Here is a 21,370-nt window from a genome sequence, read left to right as displayed (position 1 = left end):
GTTACGGATCGTCGTTTTATCCGCTCAGTTAAGATATCTGTCCGGAGGCCCGGTTTTCAAGGACGCTCGCCGCAAAAATAAGGCTTCGTTTTTTCAGGTTGTGATTGGCTTCCCAAACTGAGCAAAATCCGTTTTTGGGCTTGGATGAAATCTAATCGATTTGTAACAAAAAGTGGCGAAGTTAGTTGATAGGACAGCAGGAGTGGTAGACTGATGGCGTTAAGTTTTATTGAGTGAGTGTTGATTGTGCAGCAAGAACTATTAGTGACATTTGCCATTGTATGGCTGGGGTTGTCTGTTGGCAGTTATATGTTGTTTCAGCGAGGATCAGACGTCGAGCGCAAGCGAAGATTGTGGCCTGTGTATACCATCTTTAGCAATGTCGTTATTGGGGCGGTGATCGTATATGTACAGCCGCCAATGCCGATGATGTTGGGGCTACTGGCCTTTATGGTGCCGTTAACCTGGCTAACAATTCGTGCAACCAAGTTTTGCGCAGCATGTGGAAGAGCGACTCGCGCCCCGTTTTTTATGAAACCGGCCGAGAAATGTTCACACTGCCAGAAACCGCTTAACGACTAGACCTGACATGTCGAGGGGCGTCTGCCCCTCACCTGACAGTATCTAGCTTCACTATACCCAGGCTACTTCTCTGACAAAGCCCGCCCAGAGAATTGAATACCCTGCCAACCGTATTTCATGAAATTTCGGATGTTCTTGTGATCGTCCCCATCAGGGTTCTGAAGGACATCTTCACGGTAGAAATCCCCGAAACACGCTAATGTTTCAGCCTCTGAGAGTTGGTGCAGTTGAGCAAAGGCAAAGATACGGCATGATCCCTCATTGCTGCCAGCCGTGTTGACCAGCGTTTCCTTGCCAAGTCCATTGGAGAAGGCCGTAGGTGTGTAAAGGTAGTGTTGCTGGATAAGGTCGATGACAGTGTCAAAGCCAACCTGCTCTGGGGACTGTTTGATCTTGTTGAGTAGCGCTTCCATGGCGGTACATCTCCATCAGTTGGTAAAGTCAGAAATTGATAGTAGCCGAGTAGGGACTAAACAGCAGGAGCGCTAGCGAATAAAAGGGCTGTCACAGCCCTTTATCTATTCGCCGAGCGCTCGGCATCAAGACGAACTGAAAGTCGACTAGCGCTGATTATGCTTTCGTTCTTGCTGTTTTAACTCGTAATCAAGCTCATCAGGATAAACAACTAAGCCATCTTCATCCTGATTCGGGAAAATCACCACGGCCAGCTCGTCATCTTCCAGGCCGTGAGTCCAGCGACTGTGCCATTTGTTCAGAGAAATAGCCTCGGCCTTACAAGATTCCCACTCTCCAGTTGCCCATGACTCAGCAAATTCCTTGTTCGGCCATACGGGTACGCAATCCTCGTCGTCCGTATTTAACATGACACAGCCATGTTCATCAGTCAGAATCCAGATCTGGCGGTTAGAAACAACTTCTTTCACCAGGTACTTGTAACGCTTCTCCGCATCGTAGGCCTGGATAGCCGTGATCTGGGATGAGTCTAATGGGTTGGACATGTATTCATTCCTGTTACTGCTTATTTTAAGCGTTATAGCATAGAGGAAAATTAGACTTTAGTCATTGATAGTGGTCCCCCGGCTTCATAAGCCGGGGTGAATAGGAGAGGGTGTTATTTCAGGGTATATGGGATACGAACGGATAGCTGGAAATCTGGCGCATCTGCGGTGATACCGGCTGTTGCGCCGACGTTGATGGTTGTATCTCTGTCGATGGCATAGTTCGCGCCAAACGAGAGTGAGTCAAGTTGCAGCAACTTGGCATCACTGGCTGTTGTTCCATTGATTTTGGATTTCAGGATAGTTTTGTGGCTCAGGCCGAGACTGAATGAGAATTTGGGGTTCACGGCAAAGCCCATTCCTGCACTAAAGGCAATGGTATCGCCTAGGTCGATGGTATCGACGCGGATATTTTCAGTGTTGTTATCGTCGTCAGTGATGTCGATATCGACTTCGACGTCATCTTTGATATTCCAGATATAACTGAAGTTCATGAAAATAACGGCGGGATCGATAGGCATGATCATGGTGATACCGGGCTCGATGCTGGGGAAGCCGGAACCTGTAGGCAGCTCTTCAAAGTCATTCAGGCTATTAATAGGCACATCATAGGGGGACTTGCCCGTTGTGCTCTTGAAGCGCAGGCTACCGATCCAGTAGGGTGCCTCTTTCATGTTTATCTGGTATTTGAAGGCAGCTTCAATATCGCCAATATCGTTGCCGTCAACAGTACGCAGGGTTGCTGCATTAGAACCGCTGTTCAGGTCCCGCTCAGAAATGGAATCTGTGCGGTAGACCCATGGAATACGCGCCTCAACCTCTAGTCGGTTAGTGATGCCGTAACGCCCGGTTAGCCCGAAGGTTAAGGTTGTTCGGTCAATATCACTGGCTCGTATTAACCCGACAATAAGCGAAGGAAGAACGGTATAGCCGACAACGGATACCGAGTTAGAAGAGTTCTGGGTATATGACAAAGAAGTATCAAGAACGAAAGAGCCTTTAGGCGTCAAAACACCAGGTTGCTCGAGAATATCGGCAACGGTTTGTACTCGCTTGGGCTTTTCACTTTCCTTGGACGCCTTTGATTCTTCCGCCGGAGCGGTTATTGGAAATAAAGCAAGAAGCGCAATATAGCTTATTTTATTGATAATACTCACGATTCCCTCACTTAGATAACAAGTGTATGCCCCAAAAAAATCATATGAAGTTGTATGTTTATACTCATACAAGCTAATAAGAAAAGAGTAGTATAAATGAGAAAAAGTTGTCACCTGAGAATCTTAAATAAGTGTCTTATCACTGAGATATTTACGCTACTTTATTATTTTAATTAAAGGTAAGAAAATTTCTCAAAAAATCAAATCTGTCATTCTAAAGTTGAGACGGTTTATTATCTTTAAGGCGTTATAAAGTAAGGTGATTAAAGCAAAAAACTTATATTCAAATAGCTGTGTGTTTATTAAAAATAATACAAAAGTACGAGTGGCGAAAACTATGATTAAGTTATCTCGCGAAGTCATGCGAGTGATTATAAAAAATAACGACTCATTATATTTGGAGTAGGATCATGCGTAAAACACATATCGCACTATTAGTAGCAGTTGTTAGCTCACCTCTAGCATTAGCAAATGACCCTTATGATTACGGTCATGATCCATATGGTGGTTCAAGCTATGGTTCTGGCAGTGACAGTGATAATGACAAAACAATCACTGATTCATTCAACACTGATGTTGAAAAAAATCTAACAGTAACACTAGAAAAAGATGTTTCTATTAAAGACAGTTACAACGATGATAGTGACTACATGTTACTGTATGATGTAAATAACAAAGATATCTACGAACTCACTGATAATAGTGAATATGACAACAGTAAGCATATTACTATTGATATTGAAGAAAACTATTATATGGCAACTTCAACCTTAGACGGTGCAGTTACTTATAGTGAAGTTACTTACGGTGGTGCTTGCTGTGATGGCCATGGCTACTATGGTGACGGTTATGGTGACCCAGCTCAGCATACATTGAATGTCACTCAAAGTAACACCATGCAGGATGCATTTACAGGCGCATCCGGTATCAATATCGCTGGTCAGAATGCGGGTAATAACTCGTTGGTTCAGCAAAGTGCTAGCACAAATGCAATGTTAACCAGTCAATAACACATAACTGAGGGTTGTTTATCAACTCTCAGGAGGAAGTCATGAGATATTTAACACTGATAGCAGTTGCTCTTTTTTCTAGTGGGGGTATTGCAGATGAGTTGGATATTCTAGCAAACTCTGAAATATTGAGTGAGGATATGATGACGCAGTCTCGTGGCGGTCAATACGAGCTGAAGATTGATAATATTCACGCAAGTTCAGATATGTATGGCGATGTTGCAGGTAATGGGGCTTACAATAATACAACGGGTGACAATATTATTGACTCAGGGTCATTTAGTAATGCATCGGGTGTATTAAATGTAGTCCAGAACTCTGGTAACAATGTGTTAATTCAGAATGCGACCGTGGTTAACCTGACATTGAAGTAAATTGTTAGTCTATCTATGCTGACATATTAATGAATATGTCAGCGACCCATAAAACTAAAATGGAATAATGTTTAGTTTCGCAGGATAAAGAACAATACTTCTTTTGTTATATGATTGTACCATCGCTTAATATTAGGATTATAAATAAAGGCGATGGTATAACTAAAATGCACGGATATTAAAATAAGAACTGATAATTTTTGGAGTAATATCATGCGTAAAAATAATATTATGCTGATTGCGGCACTTGTGGCTTCACCGATGGCCCTTGCAGATGACCATGATAGTGGTTATGGATACTATGGTCACGATGGTGACATCACCATTGAAGATAGCGGTAATCTGGATGTTACAAAAGATGTAGAGCTCACAGCTACGAAAGATCTCTATATCGGCAATGTTGGTAACAAGGATAATGATGTCCTTGAACTCAAAGATGTAGGAAATCTGTACAAGGTAACCGAAACATATAACAAAGATATTGATAATTCTTTAGAGAAAGAACTCGACGTTGAGATCAATACCTATCTGGCAGATTCAAAGTTGTATGGTCACATTATGGATGCGGAAGTCACCTATGGTGGTGCATGCTGTAAGGGCAAAAACGGATCGGACGTGACAGTGATGCAGACCAACAGCATGAACAGAGCGTTTGGTGATGCTTCAGGTATCAGTATTGCTGGTCAGAACGTCGGTAACAACTCTATGGTACAGCAAACAACAGCTACAAATGCAGCGCTTGTTGGCACAGGTGGAGGCGTAGTAAGTCCTGGTGGTGATTACTAGGCTGGATAAAGGGCCTTTAGGGCCCTTTCATTAATTCTGCTTGTTAGCCAGCAATTATTAGTTTTGATAATTATTGGTTTATCAAAAGTACTATCTTTTATTCATGTTCGAATATAGATGCTGCGGTATCAAGGCTGAGAAACCAAAGCGGTATAGATTATGATTAGATCAATATTGTTTACCACTGGTCTACTTGCGAGTAGTAGTATTTATGCGCTGGATTATTTCCCTAATAGGGGGGCGTATAATGTTGAAGTGAAAAGTTATCAAGAGCAGTTATTTGGTGATGTTTTCAGACAACAATATGATTTTAGTTGTGGTTCTGCTGCTGTCGCATCTCTGGTTACTTACCACTATGATCTTGAAACATCAGAAAATGATGTTTTCAAATATATGTTCAAACATGGAAATAAAGAAAAAATAGAGAAACAAGGTTTTTCTATGTTAGATATGAAAAACTATCTTGTTTCGATAGGGTTAGATGCTAATGGCTACAACATTCCCCTCGATAAGTTTAGTAAAATAAGGATTCCTGCAATTACTATCGTCAACTTTGATGGCTATATGCACTTTGTGGTTATTAAAGGAATGAATAGCAGTCAAGTTATCCTTGGCGATCCATCACGGGGAACTGTCGTAATGCCAATCGATGATTTTAAGACCTACTATAAGGGGTCTGTGTTGTTGGTTAAAAACCAAGCAGTAAAAGGCCGTGAGAGCTTTATCACTGCTGAAAATTATAACGTCTATACGCCGTCGCCGTCATCAGAGGCGATAGCTAGAGACTCACTTGCAACGTTTAGTATTACACTACCTGGTGCAAACGATTATTAGAGGCTAGCATGAATAAATTAACTCGTATATTCGTCGCATCGACGATAGGAGGTGTAGCTATTATGGCTAATGCTTCTATCAGCTTCCCTTCTATTGATGAGCTAGGGCTAACATCATTATCTGATAGTGATATGTCATCTATACGAGGTGGTTTTGTCTCTATAAATGACAATATCATAAATATTGGTTTGACGATGAGTACGGCAATTAATGGAGAGGAAGTTCTGACAACGCGTATTGCTGACTTTACCATTAACAATGGCAAATTAGTTGACCCGTCAGGTGGAGAATCTCTAGATTTTCAAGATCCTCTATATGTAATTGATATAGGTGATAATAATATTAATACAGCGAATACAAGTCCTAATAGTACAGGCTTTATTATTCAAAATTCAAATGACGGTACGAGAATAAATACTCAGATGATTATGGATATCGAAGCTGATGTTAATGGGTTCATTCAGCAATCCATTTATAGGAATAGGCTTGAGAACTCTATCCTTCACAATGGTTATTAAACCGTTTTCATAGTAATAATTTGTCATTTAGGAAGGTACAGTATAAAAGCTGTACCTTTTTTGTTGTTCATTAGTTGAACTGAATACAGAAACTTATACTTAAGTGCCGTTTTTATTATTAATAACTTGTTGATTAATATTGACTCTTTTTCGCAATACTATGAAGTAATAACTTTTCAATACATTTCTTACAACTGATACCCTGCAAAACTGTCGTTTATTGCCTATATTTTTAAGACATCAATAATAATATGCACATTGATAGAAGGTGACTTCGATGGTGGCTCAATGTCAAAATAAATCAATTAATGGTCGACTGGTTGCAATTGGATGTAACTATGAACCTTGGATTGCGCTTCTTGAACAATCTGGTTGGAAAACCCATTGCTGCTATGACCTACGGACGGCTGACTCAATCCTGGAAGAGTTCAGCCCATGCATTTGTATTGTTGACTTAAGCAATAATGATTTTAGCTTAAACAGCATTTCTTTGAGGGCAAATAAAACCAAGCAAGTGAAATGGATTGCGATTATCAAAAAAGAGCAATTAAAAACTGATGCGATTTGTCAGTTTATTAATAACTTTTGTGTCGACTATTTCTCAGTACCTATTCCTGGCAGCCACTTACTTGATACTGTTGGCCATCAACTGGGTATGCTCGATATTGAATCAAGTTCGTGGGTCGAGATAACGTCTCAGCATGATATGGGACTATTTGGTGACTCTAAGTCTATCAAGCAGTTAAGAGACATGGTGCGCCGTGTGGCGTTAACAGAAGTTAATGTTTTTCTGACCGGCGAAAACGGCACCGGCAAAGAGCTGATAGCAAAATCAATCCATAATTTGTCTAAGCGAAAGAATGCCCCTTTTGTGATTGTCAATTGCGGTTCGTTAACCAGAGACGACGAGAAGATGGCCTTTCTTGACGGCAGTTATACCAACGAAGATGGTTCCCAGTTCAACGGTACTATTTTGTTGGACAATGTCGAAGAGCTGTCCAAAGAGCTTCAAGATGAACTCCTTACATATCTCCAGATCCCGGCAGGGGAGTCGCTTGATGATGACGCATCTTCCGATGCCCGCATCATTGCGTCCTCTAGCGCGGACTTAGAGGCTGCCGTTGCTAACGGAGACTTTAGCAAGGAGCTGTTCTATCGCCTGAATGTTTTCCACATCAAAGTGCCGACCCTGAGAGAGCGTGGTTCGGATATCTTCCTGCTGGCTGAAACTTTTTTGACCAAGTTTGCCAGGGAATACAGTACGATGGCGGCATCGTTTTCCGAAGATTCCAAACAATTACTGTTACGTTACAGCTGGCCTGGCAACGTACGTGAGCTTATTAACCAGGTCAAGCGTGCTGCTTTGTTGGCGGAAGGCAATGAAGTTCGGGCTGAGCACTTTGATTTGCCCAGTAAGGCGAACCTTAAGCAAAGCTTGAGAAACATTAAGGATGAGGCGGAGAAGGATGTTTTGGTCGCTGTGTTGGAAACACACAGAGGACAGGTAGCATCAGCCGCGAAGGACCTTGGCGTGTCAAGGGCAACCATGTATCGATTACTCAATAAGCACAATATAGTGCCAGACGTCAGGCACTACAATAATGGTTATGCGCGAGAATAAGCACCATAAAAAAAGCCCGAGAAATCGGGCTTTTTTTATGGTTTGTTCAAGTCTATTGCACTAAATCAAGCTACTCGCCTAGTACAATTATGTCATTGGCCTGCTCGTCATCGCAGTCAACTGAGAGATATAGCGTATCAGGTTGCTCAACCATGAGCTCATCTTCGGTTGGCGCAACAAACGTATATTGGTTTAACGCGTCCATATTAGTCCTATTATCTATCTCACACTTTATGTGTCGTTGGTCTTTATCTATAGAGCTAACGTTACAAAGATTAAATGACATTCTTATGAAAGAGCGATCATGATCTCATGAACGACATCGAACTGTTCAAAAATCACCCTGTTTTATAAAACGAGATGACTAATGGGCAGTGATCAGACAATTGGTATTTTTCTACCTCGCCTGCGGTAAAGTGGTGCTGATAGACTAACCCGTTGGTGGCGATAGCCTTGGCGATTACTTTAGAGCTGATGGCATGATCAATCAGAGAGCGGTACAGGCGATTTGTCCGGCTTCCGTCACGCTTGCGGTACGACACTAAACATGCGGCATCGACATGTTCCGTGAGATTATATACAGGGGATGACAGTTGCTGATTCAATGCAGTTAACAGCCATTGATATCGGCTGTTTAGTCGATGGTTGAAATCACCCACCACAATGTAATGTTCGTTATTGTCCTGACGTTGTTGTATCCAACCAGCAAGGGCAGAGGCTTGACGTCTTAAGGTACGGCATGGCTTGCTAGTTTTCTTCGACTTTCGTGTAAAGCAACCTGATTTCAGGTGAACATTCAGTAAGTGCAGCTCAGCATCGGTTCCTTTGTGGATAACGATGTAGCTACCGTATCTGAGTTTCCTGGTGGTTGCCCTGTGTCCGTGTTTCGTCTTGCCCTTGATATAGCTCCCGACATTGAGCGTGCTGAGATCCTGTGGGTCATCAACTGGAAGGGTATTTCTGATGGCAAATCCGGTGTACTGGTTGATATCAGAGAAAATTTCCGTCGGGGAGTGACGTCTGTCCGAGAGAAAGATTTTATAGCCGGAGGGAGGCAGTATAGCCTGTATGGCATCAATGCTGTTCACTTCCTGGAAGGCAAGGATATCGGGAGAAAGCGCTCTGACAATTCCGGCAAGCTGACGATAGTCGGGAGCCGTCCGGGTGATTATCGCTTTATTACTGCCGGTGCTTAGCCACTGCATATTCCAGCTGACAATACTGAGAGGGGGAAAAGGGTTGACCTGGTGATTGGGTGCATCACTGGAGACCACTGAAGGCAGCATTAAGATCATGATTAGGGCGATGTTGATGAGTCGTCGCTGCAAGAGTTTTACCTGGGTCACTATCGGATATGAAGATTAGAGGGGCGGCGGAGGTAACAAGCGAGGTTTATTTTGGCATTTTGAGTGATGTTGGAAGGCAGCGATAAAGAAGAGGGTGTTGTCATACTTGTTAGTTACACGGTGATCAGAAATGGGTAACGAGACAATCCAGTCAGGCAGAAAATCAGCCCGCCAAATTTGTCGATTTGCAAGGACTATTTTTTTAAAAAAGCGGCATTGAAAGCAATAAATTTGTTGACAAAAAGGCTGAGAAAAAAGCTTACATTCATTTTTTGGCACTAGCTCAAAATCATCGGTTGTTCCCTGTACTGTCCTTTAATAAAACTGATTTAGATCAATGTTTGTTTTTCGGATTTCTCGCCTAATACACCACATCTTGTATTAGCCCAATCACTAGACCCTATATTTTGTGTTTAAGTGACAGTGTCATTTTCGTAGGAGCCCCGTGTGAAACCTGTTGTGATTAAGCGTGATGGATGCCGTGTACCGTTTAATACCAAGCGTATTAAAGAAGCGGTGCTAAGCGCAGCCGAATCAGTAGAAGCGATGAACGAGGCGTATGCTGCGTCGGTGGCTGACGGTGTGCTCTCTCAGTTTATGTCTGTTGAAGAAGTTGACATTCACGTCATTCAGGATGCGGTCGAAAATCACTTGATGGTAGGCCCGCACAAGGCGGTCGCACGTGCCTATATTGAATACCGTCATGATCGCGATATTGCTCGTGAGAAAAAAAGCCTGCTTAACGGCGAAATCCGAGGCTTGATTGAGCAAAGCAATGCTTCTCTGCTAAACGAAAATGCAAATAAAGACAGCAAGGTGATCCCGACTCAGCGTGATCTTCTGGCTGGGATTGTGGCTAAGCACTATGCGAAGCAGCATTTGTTGCCTCGTGATATTGTTAAGGCGCATGAAGTGGGTGATATTCACTTCCATGATCTGGACTATTCGCCATTCTTCCCGATGTTTAACTGCATGCTTATTGATCTGAACGGTATGCTGACGCACGGTTTCAAGATGGGGAATGCCGAGATTGATACGCCGAAATCGATTTCGACGGCCACTGCGGTTACTGCGCAGATCATTGCCCAGGTAGCCAGCCATATCTATGGCGGTACCACCATCAACCGTATCGACGAAGTGCTTGCTCCTTATGTGACAGTCAGTTTTAACAAGCATCTTGAGATCGCTCAGGAGTGGGGCATTGCCGAGCCAGAAGCTTTTGCCAAGGCCCGTACCGAGAAAGAGTGTTTCGATGCGTTCCAGTCTTTGGAATATGAAGTCAATACACTGCATACTGCTAACGGCCAGACGCCGTTTGTGACCTTTGGCTTTGGCTTGGGCACATCATGGGAATCTCGCATGATTCAGCAGTCAATTCTGAAAAACCGTATTGAGGGTCTGGGTAAAAACCGTAAAACCGCGGTCTTCCCTAAGCTGGTGTTTGCTATCAAAGACGGGCTGAACCACAAAACCGGTGATGCGAACTATGACATCAAGAAGCTCGCGCTTGAGTGTGCGTCAAAACGCATGTACCCGGATATCCTGAATTATGACAAGGTCGTTGAAGTGACTGGGTCATTCAAAACACCGATGGGTTGTCGTAGCTTCCTGGATGCCTACGAGGAGAACGGTGAGCTTGTTCATGAAGGCCGAAACAACCTGGGTGTTGTTAGCTTGAACCTGCCGCGTATTGCCCTGATGGCCAATGGTGACGAAGCGCGCTTCTATAGCCTGCTAGATGACAGACTGGCGTTGGCACGACGTGCTCTGGAAACCCGTATTAGCCGTCTTGAAGGCGTGAAGGCACGTGTTGCGCCAATTCTCTATATGGAGGGGGCATGTGGCGTACGACTGCAGCCGGATGATAATGTTGCTGAAATTTTCAAGAACGGCCGTGCATCGATTTCTCTAGGCTACATCGGTATTCATGAGGCGATTAATGCCCTTTACGGAACGGAAACGCACGTATTTGACAGCCAGGAACTGCGTGAAAAAGCCATCGCAATTGTTCAGCACCTGAAACAAGCTACGAACCGCTGGAAACAAGAAACGGGTTATGGCTTTAGCCTCTACAGTACTCCGAGCGAGAACCTATGTAGCCGATTCTGTGCCATCGATGCCAAAGAATTTGGTGTTGTAGAAGGTGTCACTGACAAGGGCTACTACACGAACAGCTTCCACTTGGATGTTGAGAAGAAAGTAAACCCGTACGACAAGATTGATTTCGAAATGCCGTACCCGGAAATCACCAGCGGTGGATTTATCTGCTACGGCGAATACCCGAATATTCAGCACAATGTCGAGGCATTGGAAGACGTATGGGATTACAGCTACAGCCGTGTTCCATACTATGGCACCAATACGCCGATCGATGAATGCTACGAATGTGGCTTCATGGGTGAATTTGACTGTACCAGCAAAGGCTTTACCTGCCCGAAGTGTGGCAACCACAACCCGTCGAAAGTTTCCGTAACTCGTCGCGTATGTGGCTACCTGGGAAGTCCGGATGCACGTCCGTTTAACTTCGGCAAGCAGGAAGAAGTGAAGCGTCGCGTCAAGCACATGTAATCGCGGAGCCCTAAGAGGCTAAGCGTTTCAAGACGACGAATGCAGAAGTGCCATGAGTGGCACTTCTTTTTTTGGCGAGATAGATAATGAATTACCTTAACTATTATCCTGTTGATGTTGTCAATGGCCCCGGGACACGTTGTACGTTGTTTGTCTCCGGCTGCGAGCATCAATGCCGAGGGTGCTATAACAAAAACACCTGGCGACTGGACTGTGGTCATCCGTTTACCCAGGAGATGGAAGATCAGATCATCTCGGATTTGAACGATACCCGAATCAAGCGTCGCGGACTGTCATTATCCGGCGGTGATCCATTGCATCCGGCCAACCTTGAAGCGGTGTTAAAGCTTGTTCAGCGTGTTCGGCAAGAGTGTGCAGGTAAAGATATTTGGCTATGGACTGGTTATGTACTCGATGAGTTAACGGACGCGCAGCGTGAGGTAGTCGCCCTGATTGACGCATTGGTCGACGGGAAGTTTGTCCAGGAACAACATGATCCGTCGCTGCTTTGGCGGGGGAGTGCTAATCAAGTTATTCACTATTTTCAATCAGATGAGCTTGATTGTTAATTTTTTGTGATCAAATCGGTGTGAATTATGTGAGTTATCCACTGTTTCTGTGTATAACTTTGGGAAAAGGGAGTGCATGAATCTTTGATAATGGCGTTATAGCCATGCTGATTCATACTGAAAACTGGCTGAATATCGCCGTCCCTCTTCCATCATCGGTTGAGTTAAGGTAAATTCCCAACCTATTTTTTTGCTGCCGGAGGCGTTATGTCACGCACCATTATCTATACCTACAAGAAACAAGAGAAACAGCTGGCATTCTCTTATGATCAATACCGTTCTATCCATGAGGCCGTTGCGGCTGCGGAAGGTATTGACCTGACTGAGTTTCTAAGAATGGAGCAGCAAGTAGAAGCTGTATCTTCTGGATCCAAGGCGGTCAGAGATTTTAGAGACAACCATTTTAAGAAGCTGGGTTTTGGCAAAATTACCCTGGCTAAAAAAGAGCACCGGGGAATCGGCGAAAAATAGTCTCGCCATTCTTAACCTTGTGTAAGTTCGAGGGAGCTGGCATTAGCTCCCCGCTGTTGTATTCTTCACGCGTTTAATCCAGCCTAGATAGATCATATATCCACCGAGCGCGGCCAGCAGATGCTTGACGCTATGACCACTGATGCCACCTAACAGCGCATATAGCTGTTCGTCATTTGACTCCACCCACTTAGCAAGCACATAAGCCAATAGCGCGTACAAGTAGTAGCTGCCGTGACTAAAAGGCGATGTAAACAAGCCTATTATCAGCGGCAAGTGAATGATGGGGATCACCTGTACTAATACATAGGCGGACAAGTCCCCTCGGCCGTTAATAACATCTGTCGCATACCAATACACAACAGAGAGCAATCCGTATAGTGTCGCTGGAATAACAAGGCGGTATCCGATAGCCGGTTTTATATATTCACTCAGAACAATGCAATAAAGGGTGATAAAGGCAATCGTGATAGGAATGCGATCCAGCATCAGGGTAAATGCGTTGGGGACGAGGTGATAGTAGCTGGAGCCGAAAAAAGCGGCGACTAATCCGATAAAGAAGCTTGGATAGAGCAAACGGATTCTCGGTTCGATTGCATTAAGGTGATGGGTGCGAAATCGTTTGAGGCCCAGTAACCCGACTAGCAGAAAAGGGAGGTTGGAAATGACATTGAAAAAATTGGACACACCCAGGAAGGTGCGTTGATCGGCATAATCGTAAAAGTTTCTGCTCTGGGTAATGGGTGAGAAATAAAAGGCGAGTATCGCAAGGGTTATGGCAATGATAAGGAGCAGCCTAAGTCGGCTCGCGTAGCTAATACCCGTCATGTTTCGCACTCTGTCTTCATGATCTCAAGGCCTAACCTGAAGCATTCTCGCCATGCATGATCGACCTCAGGCGTATAGCTGGGATCACACTGATTGACGGTCTCCATCAGGCAGTCAAGCCAGGTTTCAAAGTCCAGCGGGCTGACTCCTATCCCTTGAGGGCCATGACGTTTGCCAAAAAAACGAACAGACTCTCGGGCCGACTCTGATACGGGAGCCAGTAAAATGATCGCGATCGAGGCTTTAAGCATTGATATCTGCTTTTGCATATCGACATTGGCAAACATCTCTCGGAACCTGTCGTCTTTCTGACAAAAGAGATTATAGAAGATATCAAAGAAGTGAGGATGCTGGTTGCACCTTGCATAACTGTCGTTAAAAACTTCGTGGATATCCATGCCATCTCCTTTGATATAGATATTTTAAGGCAGCCTATAATATGAGTATGGTTCCTAAAATAACGTAAGCAACTCATTTTACATAGAATTGAGAGCAAACTCGATGGTAGGTTCCTAAAGCTCGTTGTACTTCTTAGCACTGCCGAAACATTTATCGACAGGGTATTTTTGCTCGTTCTTGATCAGCTTGTTCTGACATGCTGCCATAAGGTCGATGTCGCATTTGTCTGCCAAACGAAGCAAATACATCAGTACATCGGCCATCTCTTCCTCGAGGTGTGTTTTCTTGGCTTCTGGCAGATGCTCGCTTTGCTCGGGGGTTAACCACTGGAAAATTTCAGTGAGTTCGCCTACTTCCCCGCTTAATGCCATGGCCAGGTTTTTAGGCGAGTGAAACTGCTCCCAGTTTCGGTCTGCCGCAAACTTTGCCAGCTGTTGCTGAAGCTGTTTTATCTCGGATGTCATAGTGTTCTCTTTGGGTATCAGGTGAGATAGCGAGCCTTAGCTGATGCTTTATGTGCTCTTGCAAAGGCTATAAGGCTAGCGCAGTCGTTATACGCCGGATTGCTCGGCATGAACATACTTATTTTTATAGATACCTTGTAAAGCTTCTAGCGTGCACAGAAACAAACCGAGCCAAATCAGGCTAAAGCTAATGGCTTTGACCTCATCAAAAACCTCTCCGAACAGGAATACGGCAAGCAGAAACTGTAGCGTTGGCTCTATGTACTGCATTAAACCGACCATCGTTAGGCTGGTACGGTTGATAGCCAAGGCAAAGAAAATCAGTGGTGCCAGTGTGACAGGAGCCGATCCGATATATAGAAACAGTGTCGATAAGCCTGATAACAGGGCTACGCTATTGCCGGATATGCCCTGGGCGATGATAAAGCACAAGGCGAATGGGGCGAGGATAGCTGCTTCAAGCGTAACGGAAGTCAGAGCATCATAGCGAATGTATTTTTTACATAAGCCGTATAGGGCAAAAAAGCTCCCCATGATTAATGAAATCCACGGCAGTTCACCGTAGTGCCAGACTTGGTAGCCAATTCCGGCGATAGCCAGGACGACCGCGGCTGACTGAGCATGTGACAATCGCTCTTTGAGAAAAAGGACGCCGAGTGCGATGGCAAACAATGGATTGATGAAGAAACCCAGGCTTGCGGCAAGGACCTGGTCATGGGTAATGGCCCAGGTGAATGCATACCATGATATACACATGATTGCTGCGGCAATGGTCGTGGCAACCAACGAACGCTTATCTGCCCATATTGTATGCAGGGAAGGAAAGGGGCGTCTCAGAATGGCTATGACAATCAGCATAACTGGTACCGAGAAAATGATCCTCATGGCAAGTAGTTCATCAATATTAGCCTGAGGAAGAAATTGGTAATACAGCGGCAAGATGCCCCAGAGTACAAATGAAAAAGCAGCTAACGCATTTCCGGCACGGTGAGATCGCATACAGATGTTCCAACGGTATCAAGGACAGAGAAAAGAAGAAATCAGGGCTATTTTGTCACTGAAACTGCGTTGAATAAAGTAATTTATATGACAAATAACTTAGTGAAATGGATTGCGGTAAAATTATTTCTTCATCGCAATAATGGTATGGACAAGCCAGGCTCGCCGCTCGCCGGTGAGCTGGGCTGAGTACTCTTGCTTCTCTTTCCATGAAACGACGTAGAAGGATGAGAATAGCTGCTCTAGCTCGTTTTTGCTATGGGTCAGCACCGGTAGATCTTCATGGTTGCAGTTACCGTCAACACCGAGAAAATGTCCGCAGAATACACCGCCGCTGTACAGGCTTTGCTGTATGTTCGGCCACAATTGGTAAAACTCGTTACGGGAGCAAAAAAACAGGCAGGCACTGGCATTGATCAGGTGGGTACGGGGAAATTCATAGTCTGAAAAACTGCTTAGCTGAACATCCAGGGCAGGGGCTGAAGCGGCCAGTGGGTGCTCTGACAGGGCTTCCAGACTTTTTATGTTAATATCAAAAGCATAGACCTGATAATCTTGTTCCAGCAGATAAAGCGTATCTCGCCCTGTTCCGCAGCCGCAGTCAACAGCTATCCGGTCTTTGGTGGCATTGCCCAAAAACTGGTGAGCTTCGATAAGGTGAGCACGAGGGGGTAACAGCTTTTGGTTACTTAGGTAATCCAGCCAATCAACAGTTGCCATGCCCATACCCTCTTCGACTCCGAATTACACTGACGAGTAAAGTCTAACGATTGCGAACATCGATATTCGCCCAATTATTAGAATATAGATGACCGGATATGATCTAGCTGCCCGTAATGCCTGTATTGATAAGATTTTAATCACGCGAGTGGTTATAAGTTTGGTATTATTAGTGGACATCAGGCGCTTGATAATAACTTGTATTATGCGTTTGACGTGACTGTAAGCCACCAGGCCAATGATAAGAGAGAATAGAATGACTAAGCTAACCGCAGATATTCAAGCGAACTGCGCGCTATTTGTTGCCGAAACGAAAGAGACCCAGGTAGTTTGGGGGCTTTGTAACGAAGAAGGTGACTGGCTATCTGTTGCATCTAGTGAGTTTGAAGACTCTGAAGTAATGCCTTTTTGGTCGAACGAAGAAGATGCAAAACTTCATTGTGCTGACGAGTGGGAAGAGTTTACTGCCACAATGATCCCATTGGATGTTTTTGTCGAGGACTGGATGATCACTTTGGCGGAAGATGGCGTGCTGGTTGGATTGAACTGGAATGCCGAGCTGGAAGGTGCCGAACAAGAGCCTTCAGATGTAGCCAAGCTCTACCTGTAATGCATTTGTGATGTAGCATCAGGCTCCATTGTGCATCATTGAAAAGCCGTATCTTATTGATACGGCTTTGTTGTATTTGCGCGAGCGCAATATAGTTACAGATTGGGATTATTACTGGTAGAGATATCATCTATATTTACAGAGAGTCATCAAACATGAGGGTGTTGTTATGGTGCTTTCTGAATGTCGCCAAATGATGGCAGAGCATACGCTCGTTGAAGCTCGTATAGTGCATGATTTTCTAAGTGCTGGCTGGAGTATTAACTTCAGAGACTCTGAGGGAAATGATTACCCTATTACTGACACTTATGGAATTCCGTGTAGCTATGACTCTTTGAAGCAGGCAGAAGATGTCGTTCATCAGGTAGGGGATTGCCCTATTATGATTGACAGTCTGTTCAGATTTGCTGAACGTTAACGGCAGACGTTTACTGACACGGTAAATGGACGAGGGTAGAAGAACAAAATATACATTGCATTAAAAAGTACGATCGTGCTAAAAAGGATAAAACGCTAGTTATTGAGAAGAAAATGAGCAAAGGCCGCGTTACTCGAGACCACATTTTACAAACCGCTTTTAGCTTGGCCAGTAAAGACGGATTGGACAGTCTGACAATAGGTCAGTTGGCGAAAGCATCAGGGATGTCGAAAAGCGGCCTCTTTTCTCATTTTAACTCGAAAGAGAACCTACAGATTGCGGTGCTGGAATATACCGGTGAGTATTTTACTGAGCGGGTTATTCAGCCGGCACGGGTTGCTGAGCCTGAGACCATAGAAAAGAAGCTGCGGTTATTGCTGCAGAACTGGCTAGAGTGGAATCAGTCTTTTCAGGGTAGTTGCATGTTTCTTGATGCCTGGAGAGACAGTAGTGATGCTGACAGCCCTGTTCGTCAGACCCTGGCGGTTATCACCCGTCGTTGGCTGGACTATTTATGCCGACAGGTAGACAAAGCGAAGCAAAACGGTGAGCTAAAACCGGAGCTTGATACCTGGCAATTTGTATACCGTCTCTATGGCGTCTATCTGAGCAGTCATTTGTTTCGTTCCTTGTCGCTGGAAACCGATGAACACCAGCGGTTCTGGCTTGGTATTGAAGAGTTACTGAACGAGTGGCGAGTGTAATAATCACAGTTATGATGTGTTTTTGTTTGAACTAAAAAAGCACGACCGTACTTTTTGGAGGCTCAATGAGCAGCAAGATATATTTTAGGCAGGGCAAAGGCTTTGACCTTCGTAGAGGTATGATTAACCTGACAACACGTCTGCATCACACTATCGCCCCGGGCCACGCCAGAAAAGTCGCGAAGAATTTGCTGTTGACGCCGGATCGGAGCAAGCGCCATATTGAAGAACCAACCGGGTTGATTCGACGCCAGATTGACACCTCTGAAGGTAAGATCATGACTTATCAGCTGGGTGAAGGGCCGACCTGGATCCTCGGCCATGGCTGGTCAGGCTCATCAAGCCAGTTTTTCTCTCTGATGGAGCATATTGCCGCGGCGGGTTATACCGCACTGGCATTTGATAATCCGGCCCATGGTGAGAGTGAAGGCCGTTACGGGCATCTGCCTGGTTTTGTGAAAGCGTTTGACGGAGTGCTGGATCAGCAAGCCAGCATTGCTGGCGTTATCGCACACAGCATGGGCGGGGCAATGGTTCTGGAGAGCCGCCATGCATTGCTGGAGGGAAAGCCAGTACTGCTGGTGGCACCGGTGCTCAACTATACAGAAAACCTCGTCAGCACTGTTAGGCGTTCTGGCTATTCGATGAAGCTATTTGATGAGGTTGTCGGTGAAATCGCCGACACATATCAATATGCGCTGGACTCGATAGATCCGCTAGAAAGACTGAAGGCCCGCCTTGGTTCGGCGGTGATCGTTCATGACAAGGCCGATCGTTTTGCTTCGTTTGCACACTCCAAGCAGGCGGAGCGATATGATCATGTGAAGCTGCTGGCTACAGAGGGGTTGGGGCATGGACGGATCCTAAACAGTGATCCGCTACGTCAGGCGTTTGACTCACTGGTTAGCTAGAGACATTCACTCGTTTCCTATAAAAAAAGAGCATCTGTGATGCTCTTTTTTTATTGTTTTTAGGTAGATAAATAGCTTAGCTTGGTTTTACTTCTACCTGTTCGCGGGCGAGCTCCAAACGGGCCACCTCGGCGTCCAGCTCGGCAATCTTCTTCTCCATAATCTGATGACAGTGATCAGCCAGCTTACGGGCATCTTTCATTTCATATTGCGAGACATCAATGGGCTCAAGCATTTCGGTAATAACGATACCGTTATCACGTCGATTCAGTGAAATTTTGTTGTGGGTTGAGCTGACGCACATCGGCACAATCGGCACCCCGGCCTCAATGGCCATGCGGAAAGCACCTGTTTTAAAGGGTAACAGTCCGCGTCCTTTGCTTCGTGTCCCTTCAGGGTACATCCAAACAGACAGGTTACGGCTGTGGATAGCCTCGGCAACCTGTTGAATCGTGCTTCGTGCTTTCGACTTGTTCTCTCGGTCGAGCAGTATGTTACCTGTGATCCAGTAGAGCTGGCCGAAGAACGGGATCCACAACAGGCTTTTCTTGCCGATTGAGACAGTTCTCGGCTCAAGCATTCCCGGAGAAGTAACAAAGTCGAAAATATTCTGGTGGTTAGAGATATAGACACTGTTTCCAATCTGAGCGACATTTTCTTTGCCTCGCTTAATCAGCTCAACCCCAACCAGTTTATGGAGTTGATCGAACCCGCGGCAGAAAAAGTGTACGTGTTTAGGATCACGTGGACTCAGCAAGCAGTAAACCAAAGCAAAAAGCGTGGTACAAATGATGAAGATCGCCCCTAAAAACAGGCGGATAACAGAAAGCACAATCACTCCTTTGTATTGTTAGTACTCTGTCTGACGCTGTTGAGATTACACAGAAGAGGTCAGAGGAGCTTTAGAAACAGATCTACAAAAAATACAGGAATTCAGACAAAAGATAAATGATTCAGACATGCTTAGAGAACATTTTTATTTCAAATATATTTTTGTCTGAAGCGTATTAAGCTCGCAATTTTAGGTGATAGTTTTATCGTTAATTAACACTTAAAAGCGCATAAAAGCAGACAAATGGATGTAAATAAGCAGACAAGGTGTGAAGTCAATCGCATGGGGTAATATGAGTCAAGAAAGTGCTGGAAACTCTTTATAATTCAAGAGATAAAGAGCGTGGTTTTGGCACGGTATAACCAGTCCTGTCTGAAATTGCTGGGTCTGCTGTGCGAAATCTCTTCTGTTGTGTGGAGTTTTTGAGGCGAGCCATGAGCTTCGCCTCTTTTTTTATCTGCCGTTTACGACTTGAGTACTTTTACCATGTTATAGCGCTCGAAAGGTACGTTATTTCTGAGCGACACTTCTTTTTCTATCAGCTCGAACCCGAGTTGTTCAAATAGGCCTATTGACACTTTGCTTGCTGTTACGCTCAGGCTGGTTTGCTCATTTGCCGAGGCTATCGCTTCAAGGGCAGTGTATAGCTGTTTTCCCAACCCCTGGCGCGAATACTCGGGCAGGACATAGAGCAGGGTAAGGTGGTTTACAGGATGAAGCTGGCCAAAAGCAATCGGCTGGTTGCGGCTGTCAACCGCAACCAAAGTATGCCCTTGGGAGACGAGTGCTTCAAATTCATCAAAGTGTGCTTGAGGGTAGTCGGCCCAGATTGAAACTTGTTCAGGGGAGTAATGTTGCTGCCCAAGCACAGACGCTGCCTGGTGATAGATTTTGGCAACCGCGTGGATATCATCACTGATAAATGCTCTGAGTGGATAAATATTCATGGAACTACATCTTCCCTGTTATGGCTGGAGGTCAAGTTGGCGGTTTTTATAACAATTAATGTCAGGATTCGGTAGGGCCTCTGTTCAAAACTGTGGAATGGTATAACCTATAGTGAAACTAATAAATGCTGATTACAACGGAAAGTTGCGGGATATTTCGCAGGCTTTCCGTCAGATATCGGCAGTATCTAATAACATTGCGCTGTGAATATTTATTCTTATTTTTTGATTGTTATTTTGTCACTGGTTGTGTTCTCCGGTTGTAGCTCTAATTCTGTGGTGGAAAGGGAGCCCGCTGAGACTGTCAATGCCGGTACGCTGGAACGTCCTCAGGTGCGTGCAGTACCTGAAACTGTTACGTCTCCTGCCCCGACCTTTAACCGGGTGTACGAAAGCTGGAAGGGAACCCCCTATCGCTTGGGTGGAAAGAGCCGGCGCGGGATAGACTGCTCGGCCTTTGTTCAGGTGGGTTATTATGATGTGTTTAACAAGATACTGCCGAGAACGACAGGGGAGCAGGTGAGAATGGGGCGGTGGATCCCGTTGGCTGATGCGAAAGAAGGTGACCTGGTATTTTTTAAAACAGGCCGACGCCTGAGGCATGTCGGGATATATCTCGGTAATGCCGAGTTTCTTCATGCATCCACGTCGCAGGGGGTGATGATTTCAAGCCTGGCTAATCCTTATTGGCGCCGCACTTTTTGGCAGGTGCGAAGGGTTGCGATTTACTAATAAGCGTTTTT

Annotated in this window: 26 protein-coding genes; 14 read left to right on the top strand and 12 right to left on the bottom strand. The window is 44.9% G+C overall.

The genetic code is table 11. The features are described 5' to 3' along the window. Positions 1 to 264 precede the first annotated feature (264 nt). The gene (locus EIZ48_RS16310; protein WP_338046926.1) at positions 265 to 582 is read left to right on the top strand and encodes a hypothetical protein; all 318 of its coding nucleotides are present in this window, start codon (positions 265 to 267) and stop codon (positions 580 to 582) included. A 62-nt stretch (positions 583 to 644) separates the two neighbouring features. Here the strand turns inward: EIZ48_RS16310 and EIZ48_RS16305 are convergent, their stop codons facing one another. The 3 genes from EIZ48_RS16305 to EIZ48_RS16295 all read right to left on the bottom strand — a co-directional run bounded on the left by EIZ48_RS16305 (position 645) and on the right by EIZ48_RS16295 (position 2,692). Beyond that, positions 645 to 995 (bottom strand): HopJ type III effector protein, encoded by a 351-nt coding sequence (locus tag EIZ48_RS16305; protein ID WP_160653537.1) that lies wholly within the window; start codon positions 993 to 995, stop codon positions 645 to 647. Positions 996 to 1,142: 147 nt separating this feature from the next. Next, the gene (locus EIZ48_RS16300; protein WP_160653534.1) at positions 1,143 to 1,541 is read right to left on the bottom strand and encodes a DUF2750 domain-containing protein; all 399 of its coding nucleotides are present in this window, start codon (positions 1,539 to 1,541) and stop codon (positions 1,143 to 1,145) included. Between the two features lie 113 nt (positions 1,542 to 1,654). Further along, entirely contained in the window at positions 1,655 to 2,692 is a 1,038-nt protein-coding gene (locus EIZ48_RS16295; protein ID WP_338046927.1) for a transporter, read from the bottom strand. 416 nt (positions 2,693 to 3,108) lie between these two features. Between EIZ48_RS16295 and EIZ48_RS16290 the strand changes: the two genes are divergently transcribed. The 6 genes from EIZ48_RS16290 to EIZ48_RS16265 all read left to right on the top strand — a co-directional run bounded on the left by EIZ48_RS16290 (position 3,109) and on the right by EIZ48_RS16265 (position 7,841). Then, positions 3,109 to 3,708 (top strand): hypothetical protein, encoded by a 600-nt coding sequence (locus tag EIZ48_RS16290; protein WP_160653531.1) that lies wholly within the window; start codon positions 3,109 to 3,111, stop codon positions 3,706 to 3,708. Between the two features lie 41 nt (positions 3,709 to 3,749). Beyond that, positions 3,750 to 4,082, top strand: a complete 333-nt coding sequence (locus EIZ48_RS16285) for a carbon storage regulator (RefSeq protein WP_075767707.1) — start codon at positions 3,750 to 3,752, stop codon at positions 4,080 to 4,082. 213 nt (positions 4,083 to 4,295) lie between these two features. Then, on the top strand, positions 4,296 to 4,868 hold the full coding sequence (locus EIZ48_RS16280; protein WP_160653529.1) for a hypothetical protein: 573 nt from the start codon (positions 4,296 to 4,298) through the stop codon (positions 4,866 to 4,868). A gap of 159 nt (positions 4,869 to 5,027) precedes the next feature. Further along, positions 5,028 to 5,702: a C39 family peptidase gene (locus tag EIZ48_RS16275; protein ID WP_160653526.1), complete on the top strand. Its 675-nt coding sequence runs from the start codon at positions 5,028 to 5,030 to the stop codon at positions 5,700 to 5,702. A 62-nt stretch (positions 5,703 to 5,764) separates the two neighbouring features. Further along, complete coding sequence (locus tag EIZ48_RS16270; RefSeq protein ID WP_240152992.1) at positions 5,765 to 6,220, top strand: hypothetical protein; 456 nt, start codon at positions 5,765 to 5,767, stop codon at positions 6,218 to 6,220. A gap of 277 nt (positions 6,221 to 6,497) precedes the next feature. After that, positions 6,498 to 7,841, top strand: coding sequence for a sigma-54-dependent transcriptional regulator (locus EIZ48_RS16265; protein WP_160653520.1), 1,344 nt, complete (start codon positions 6,498 to 6,500; stop codon positions 7,839 to 7,841). Positions 7,842 to 7,911: 70 nt separating this feature from the next. Here EIZ48_RS16265 and EIZ48_RS29760 read toward each other — a convergent pair whose 3' ends face one another. Both EIZ48_RS29760 and EIZ48_RS16260 read right to left on the bottom strand, forming a co-directional pair. Then, positions 7,912 to 8,046, bottom strand: a complete 135-nt coding sequence (locus tag EIZ48_RS29760) for a hypothetical protein (RefSeq protein ID WP_275690375.1) — start codon at positions 8,044 to 8,046, stop codon at positions 7,912 to 7,914. Positions 8,047 to 8,179: 133 nt separating this feature from the next. Further along, positions 8,180 to 9,169, bottom strand: a complete 990-nt coding sequence (locus EIZ48_RS16260; protein ID WP_160653517.1) for an endonuclease/exonuclease/phosphatase family protein — start codon at positions 9,167 to 9,169, stop codon at positions 8,180 to 8,182. A 465-nt stretch (positions 9,170 to 9,634) separates the two neighbouring features. On the opposite strand from EIZ48_RS16260, the gene nrdD reads away from it, so the two are divergent. From nrdD to EIZ48_RS16245, 3 genes are all read left to right on the top strand, one after another. Then, a complete protein-coding gene (gene nrdD, locus EIZ48_RS16255; RefSeq protein ID WP_160653515.1) occupies positions 9,635 to 11,755 on the top strand; it encodes an anaerobic ribonucleoside-triphosphate reductase in 2,121 nt (706 codons plus the stop codon). 86 nt (positions 11,756 to 11,841) lie between these two features. After that, positions 11,842 to 12,324, top strand: coding sequence for an anaerobic ribonucleoside-triphosphate reductase-activating protein (nrdG, locus tag EIZ48_RS16250; protein WP_160653512.1), 483 nt, complete (start codon positions 11,842 to 11,844; stop codon positions 12,322 to 12,324). A 207-nt stretch (positions 12,325 to 12,531) separates the two neighbouring features. After that, the gene (locus tag EIZ48_RS16245) at positions 12,532 to 12,795 is read left to right on the top strand and encodes a DUF2960 domain-containing protein (RefSeq protein WP_160653509.1); all 264 of its coding nucleotides are present in this window, start codon (positions 12,532 to 12,534) and stop codon (positions 12,793 to 12,795) included. A 42-nt stretch (positions 12,796 to 12,837) separates the two neighbouring features. On the opposite strand, the gene EIZ48_RS16240 is transcribed toward EIZ48_RS16245, so the two are convergent. From EIZ48_RS16240 to EIZ48_RS16220, 5 genes are all read right to left on the bottom strand, one after another. Further along, on the bottom strand, positions 12,838 to 13,623 hold the full coding sequence (locus EIZ48_RS16240) for a ceramidase domain-containing protein (RefSeq protein ID WP_160653506.1): 786 nt from the start codon (positions 13,621 to 13,623) through the stop codon (positions 12,838 to 12,840). After that, positions 13,620 to 14,021, bottom strand: a complete 402-nt coding sequence (locus tag EIZ48_RS16235) for a globin (protein WP_160653503.1) — start codon at positions 14,019 to 14,021, stop codon at positions 13,620 to 13,622. Before EIZ48_RS16235 ends, EIZ48_RS16240 begins: the two co-directional genes overlap by 4 nt. A 114-nt stretch (positions 14,022 to 14,135) precedes the next feature. Further along, a complete protein-coding gene (locus EIZ48_RS16230) occupies positions 14,136 to 14,486 on the bottom strand; it encodes a nucleotide pyrophosphohydrolase (RefSeq protein ID WP_160653501.1) in 351 nt (116 codons plus the stop codon). A gap of 87 nt (positions 14,487 to 14,573) precedes the next feature. Beyond that, positions 14,574 to 15,485, bottom strand: a complete 912-nt coding sequence (gene rarD, locus EIZ48_RS16225; protein WP_160653498.1) for an EamA family transporter RarD — start codon at positions 15,483 to 15,485, stop codon at positions 14,574 to 14,576. A 123-nt stretch (positions 15,486 to 15,608) separates the two neighbouring features. After that, positions 15,609 to 16,205 (bottom strand): class I SAM-dependent methyltransferase, encoded by a 597-nt coding sequence (locus EIZ48_RS16220; protein ID WP_160653495.1) that lies wholly within the window; start codon positions 16,203 to 16,205, stop codon positions 15,609 to 15,611. A 256-nt stretch (positions 16,206 to 16,461) separates the two neighbouring features. On the opposite strand from EIZ48_RS16220, the gene EIZ48_RS16215 reads away from it, so the two are divergent. The 3 genes from EIZ48_RS16215 to EIZ48_RS16205 all read left to right on the top strand — a co-directional run bounded on the left by EIZ48_RS16215 (position 16,462) and on the right by EIZ48_RS16205 (position 18,848). Continuing rightward, the gene (locus EIZ48_RS16215) at positions 16,462 to 16,815 is read left to right on the top strand and encodes a DUF2750 domain-containing protein (RefSeq protein ID WP_160653492.1); all 354 of its coding nucleotides are present in this window, start codon (positions 16,462 to 16,464) and stop codon (positions 16,813 to 16,815) included. 531 nt (positions 16,816 to 17,346) lie between these two features. Next, the gene (locus EIZ48_RS16210; protein WP_160653490.1) at positions 17,347 to 17,937 is read left to right on the top strand and encodes a TetR/AcrR family transcriptional regulator; all 591 of its coding nucleotides are present in this window, start codon (positions 17,347 to 17,349) and stop codon (positions 17,935 to 17,937) included. Positions 17,938 to 18,002: 65 nt separating this feature from the next. Further along, positions 18,003 to 18,848, top strand: coding sequence for an alpha/beta hydrolase (locus EIZ48_RS16205; protein ID WP_160653487.1), 846 nt, complete (start codon positions 18,003 to 18,005; stop codon positions 18,846 to 18,848). Positions 18,849 to 18,924: 76 nt separating this feature from the next. On the opposite strand, the gene EIZ48_RS16200 is transcribed toward EIZ48_RS16205, so the two are convergent. Both EIZ48_RS16200 and EIZ48_RS16195 read right to left on the bottom strand, forming a co-directional pair. Continuing rightward, positions 18,925 to 19,680, bottom strand: coding sequence for a 1-acylglycerol-3-phosphate O-acyltransferase (locus EIZ48_RS16200; protein ID WP_075767725.1), 756 nt, complete (start codon positions 19,678 to 19,680; stop codon positions 18,925 to 18,927). Between the two features lie 464 nt (positions 19,681 to 20,144). After that, positions 20,145 to 20,627: a GNAT family N-acetyltransferase gene (locus tag EIZ48_RS16195; RefSeq protein WP_160653484.1), complete on the bottom strand. Its 483-nt coding sequence runs from the start codon at positions 20,625 to 20,627 to the stop codon at positions 20,145 to 20,147. Between the two features lie 204 nt (positions 20,628 to 20,831). Here EIZ48_RS16195 and EIZ48_RS16190 point away from each other — a divergent pair, with 204 nt between their 5' ends. Continuing rightward, positions 20,832 to 21,359 carry an NlpC/P60 family protein gene (locus EIZ48_RS16190; RefSeq protein ID WP_338046925.1) on the top strand — a complete coding sequence of 176 codons (528 nt, stop codon included), beginning with the start codon at positions 20,832 to 20,834 and terminating at the stop codon, positions 21,357 to 21,359. Positions 21,360 to 21,370 lie beyond the last annotated feature (11 nt).

It is taken from the genome of Photobacterium alginatilyticum, assembly GCF_009910675.1.
Classification (GTDB): Bacteria; Pseudomonadota; Gammaproteobacteria; order Enterobacterales; family Vibrionaceae; genus Photobacterium; species Photobacterium alginatilyticum.
The sequence above is the reverse complement of the archived record's forward strand: the minus strand, read 5'-3'. Positions and strand labels throughout refer to the sequence as shown.

Bases quoted from the DNA above. Each gene is read 5' to 3' on its own strand.
- EIZ48_RS16280 (WP_160653529.1), top strand. From the start codon at position 4,296: ATGCGTAAAAATAATATTATGCTGATTGCGGCACTTGTGGCTTCACCG.
- EIZ48_RS16285 (WP_075767707.1), top strand. From the start codon at position 3,750: ATGAGATATTTAACACTGATAGCAGTTGCTCTTTTTTCTAGTGGGGGT.
- nrdG (WP_160653512.1), top strand. From the start codon at position 11,842: ATGAATTACCTTAACTATTATCCTGTTGATGTTGTCAATGGCCCCGGG.
- EIZ48_RS16210 (WP_160653490.1), top strand. From the start codon at position 17,347: ATGAGCAAAGGCCGCGTTACTCGAGACCACATTTTACAAACCGCTTTT.
- EIZ48_RS29760 (WP_275690375.1), bottom strand. From the start codon at position 8,046: ATGGACGCGTTAAACCAATATACGTTTGTTGCGCCAACCGAAGATGAG.
- EIZ48_RS16215 (WP_160653492.1), top strand. From the start codon at position 16,462: ATGACTAAGCTAACCGCAGATATTCAAGCGAACTGCGCGCTATTTGTT.
- EIZ48_RS16270 (WP_240152992.1), top strand. From the start codon at position 5,765: ATGGCTAATGCTTCTATCAGCTTCCCTTCTATTGATGAGCTAGGGCTA.
- EIZ48_RS16245 (WP_160653509.1), top strand. From the start codon at position 12,532: ATGTCACGCACCATTATCTATACCTACAAGAAACAAGAGAAACAGCTG.
- EIZ48_RS16300 (WP_160653534.1), bottom strand. From the start codon at position 1,541: ATGTCCAACCCATTAGACTCATCCCAGATCACGGCTATCCAGGCCTAC.
- EIZ48_RS16265 (WP_160653520.1), top strand. From the start codon at position 6,498: ATGGTGGCTCAATGTCAAAATAAATCAATTAATGGTCGACTGGTTGCA.
- EIZ48_RS16290 (WP_160653531.1), top strand. From the start codon at position 3,109: ATGCGTAAAACACATATCGCACTATTAGTAGCAGTTGTTAGCTCACCT.
- EIZ48_RS16235 (WP_160653503.1), bottom strand. From the start codon at position 14,021: ATGGATATCCACGAAGTTTTTAACGACAGTTATGCAAGGTGCAACCAG.
- EIZ48_RS16305 (WP_160653537.1), bottom strand. From the start codon at position 995: ATGGAAGCGCTACTCAACAAGATCAAACAGTCCCCAGAGCAGGTTGGC.
- EIZ48_RS16205 (WP_160653487.1), top strand. From the start codon at position 18,003: ATGAGCAGCAAGATATATTTTAGGCAGGGCAAAGGCTTTGACCTTCGT.
- EIZ48_RS16240 (WP_160653506.1), bottom strand. From the start codon at position 13,623: ATGACGGGTATTAGCTACGCGAGCCGACTTAGGCTGCTCCTTATCATT.
- EIZ48_RS16195 (WP_160653484.1), bottom strand. From the start codon at position 20,627: ATGAATATTTATCCACTCAGAGCATTTATCAGTGATGATATCCACGCG.
- EIZ48_RS16230 (WP_160653501.1), bottom strand. From the start codon at position 14,486: ATGACATCCGAGATAAAACAGCTTCAGCAACAGCTGGCAAAGTTTGCG.
- EIZ48_RS16220 (WP_160653495.1), bottom strand. From the start codon at position 16,205: ATGGCAACTGTTGATTGGCTGGATTACCTAAGTAACCAAAAGCTGTTA.
- EIZ48_RS16275 (WP_160653526.1), top strand. From the start codon at position 5,028: ATGATTAGATCAATATTGTTTACCACTGGTCTACTTGCGAGTAGTAGT.
- rarD (WP_160653498.1), bottom strand. From the start codon at position 15,485: ATGCGATCTCACCGTGCCGGAAATGCGTTAGCTGCTTTTTCATTTGTA.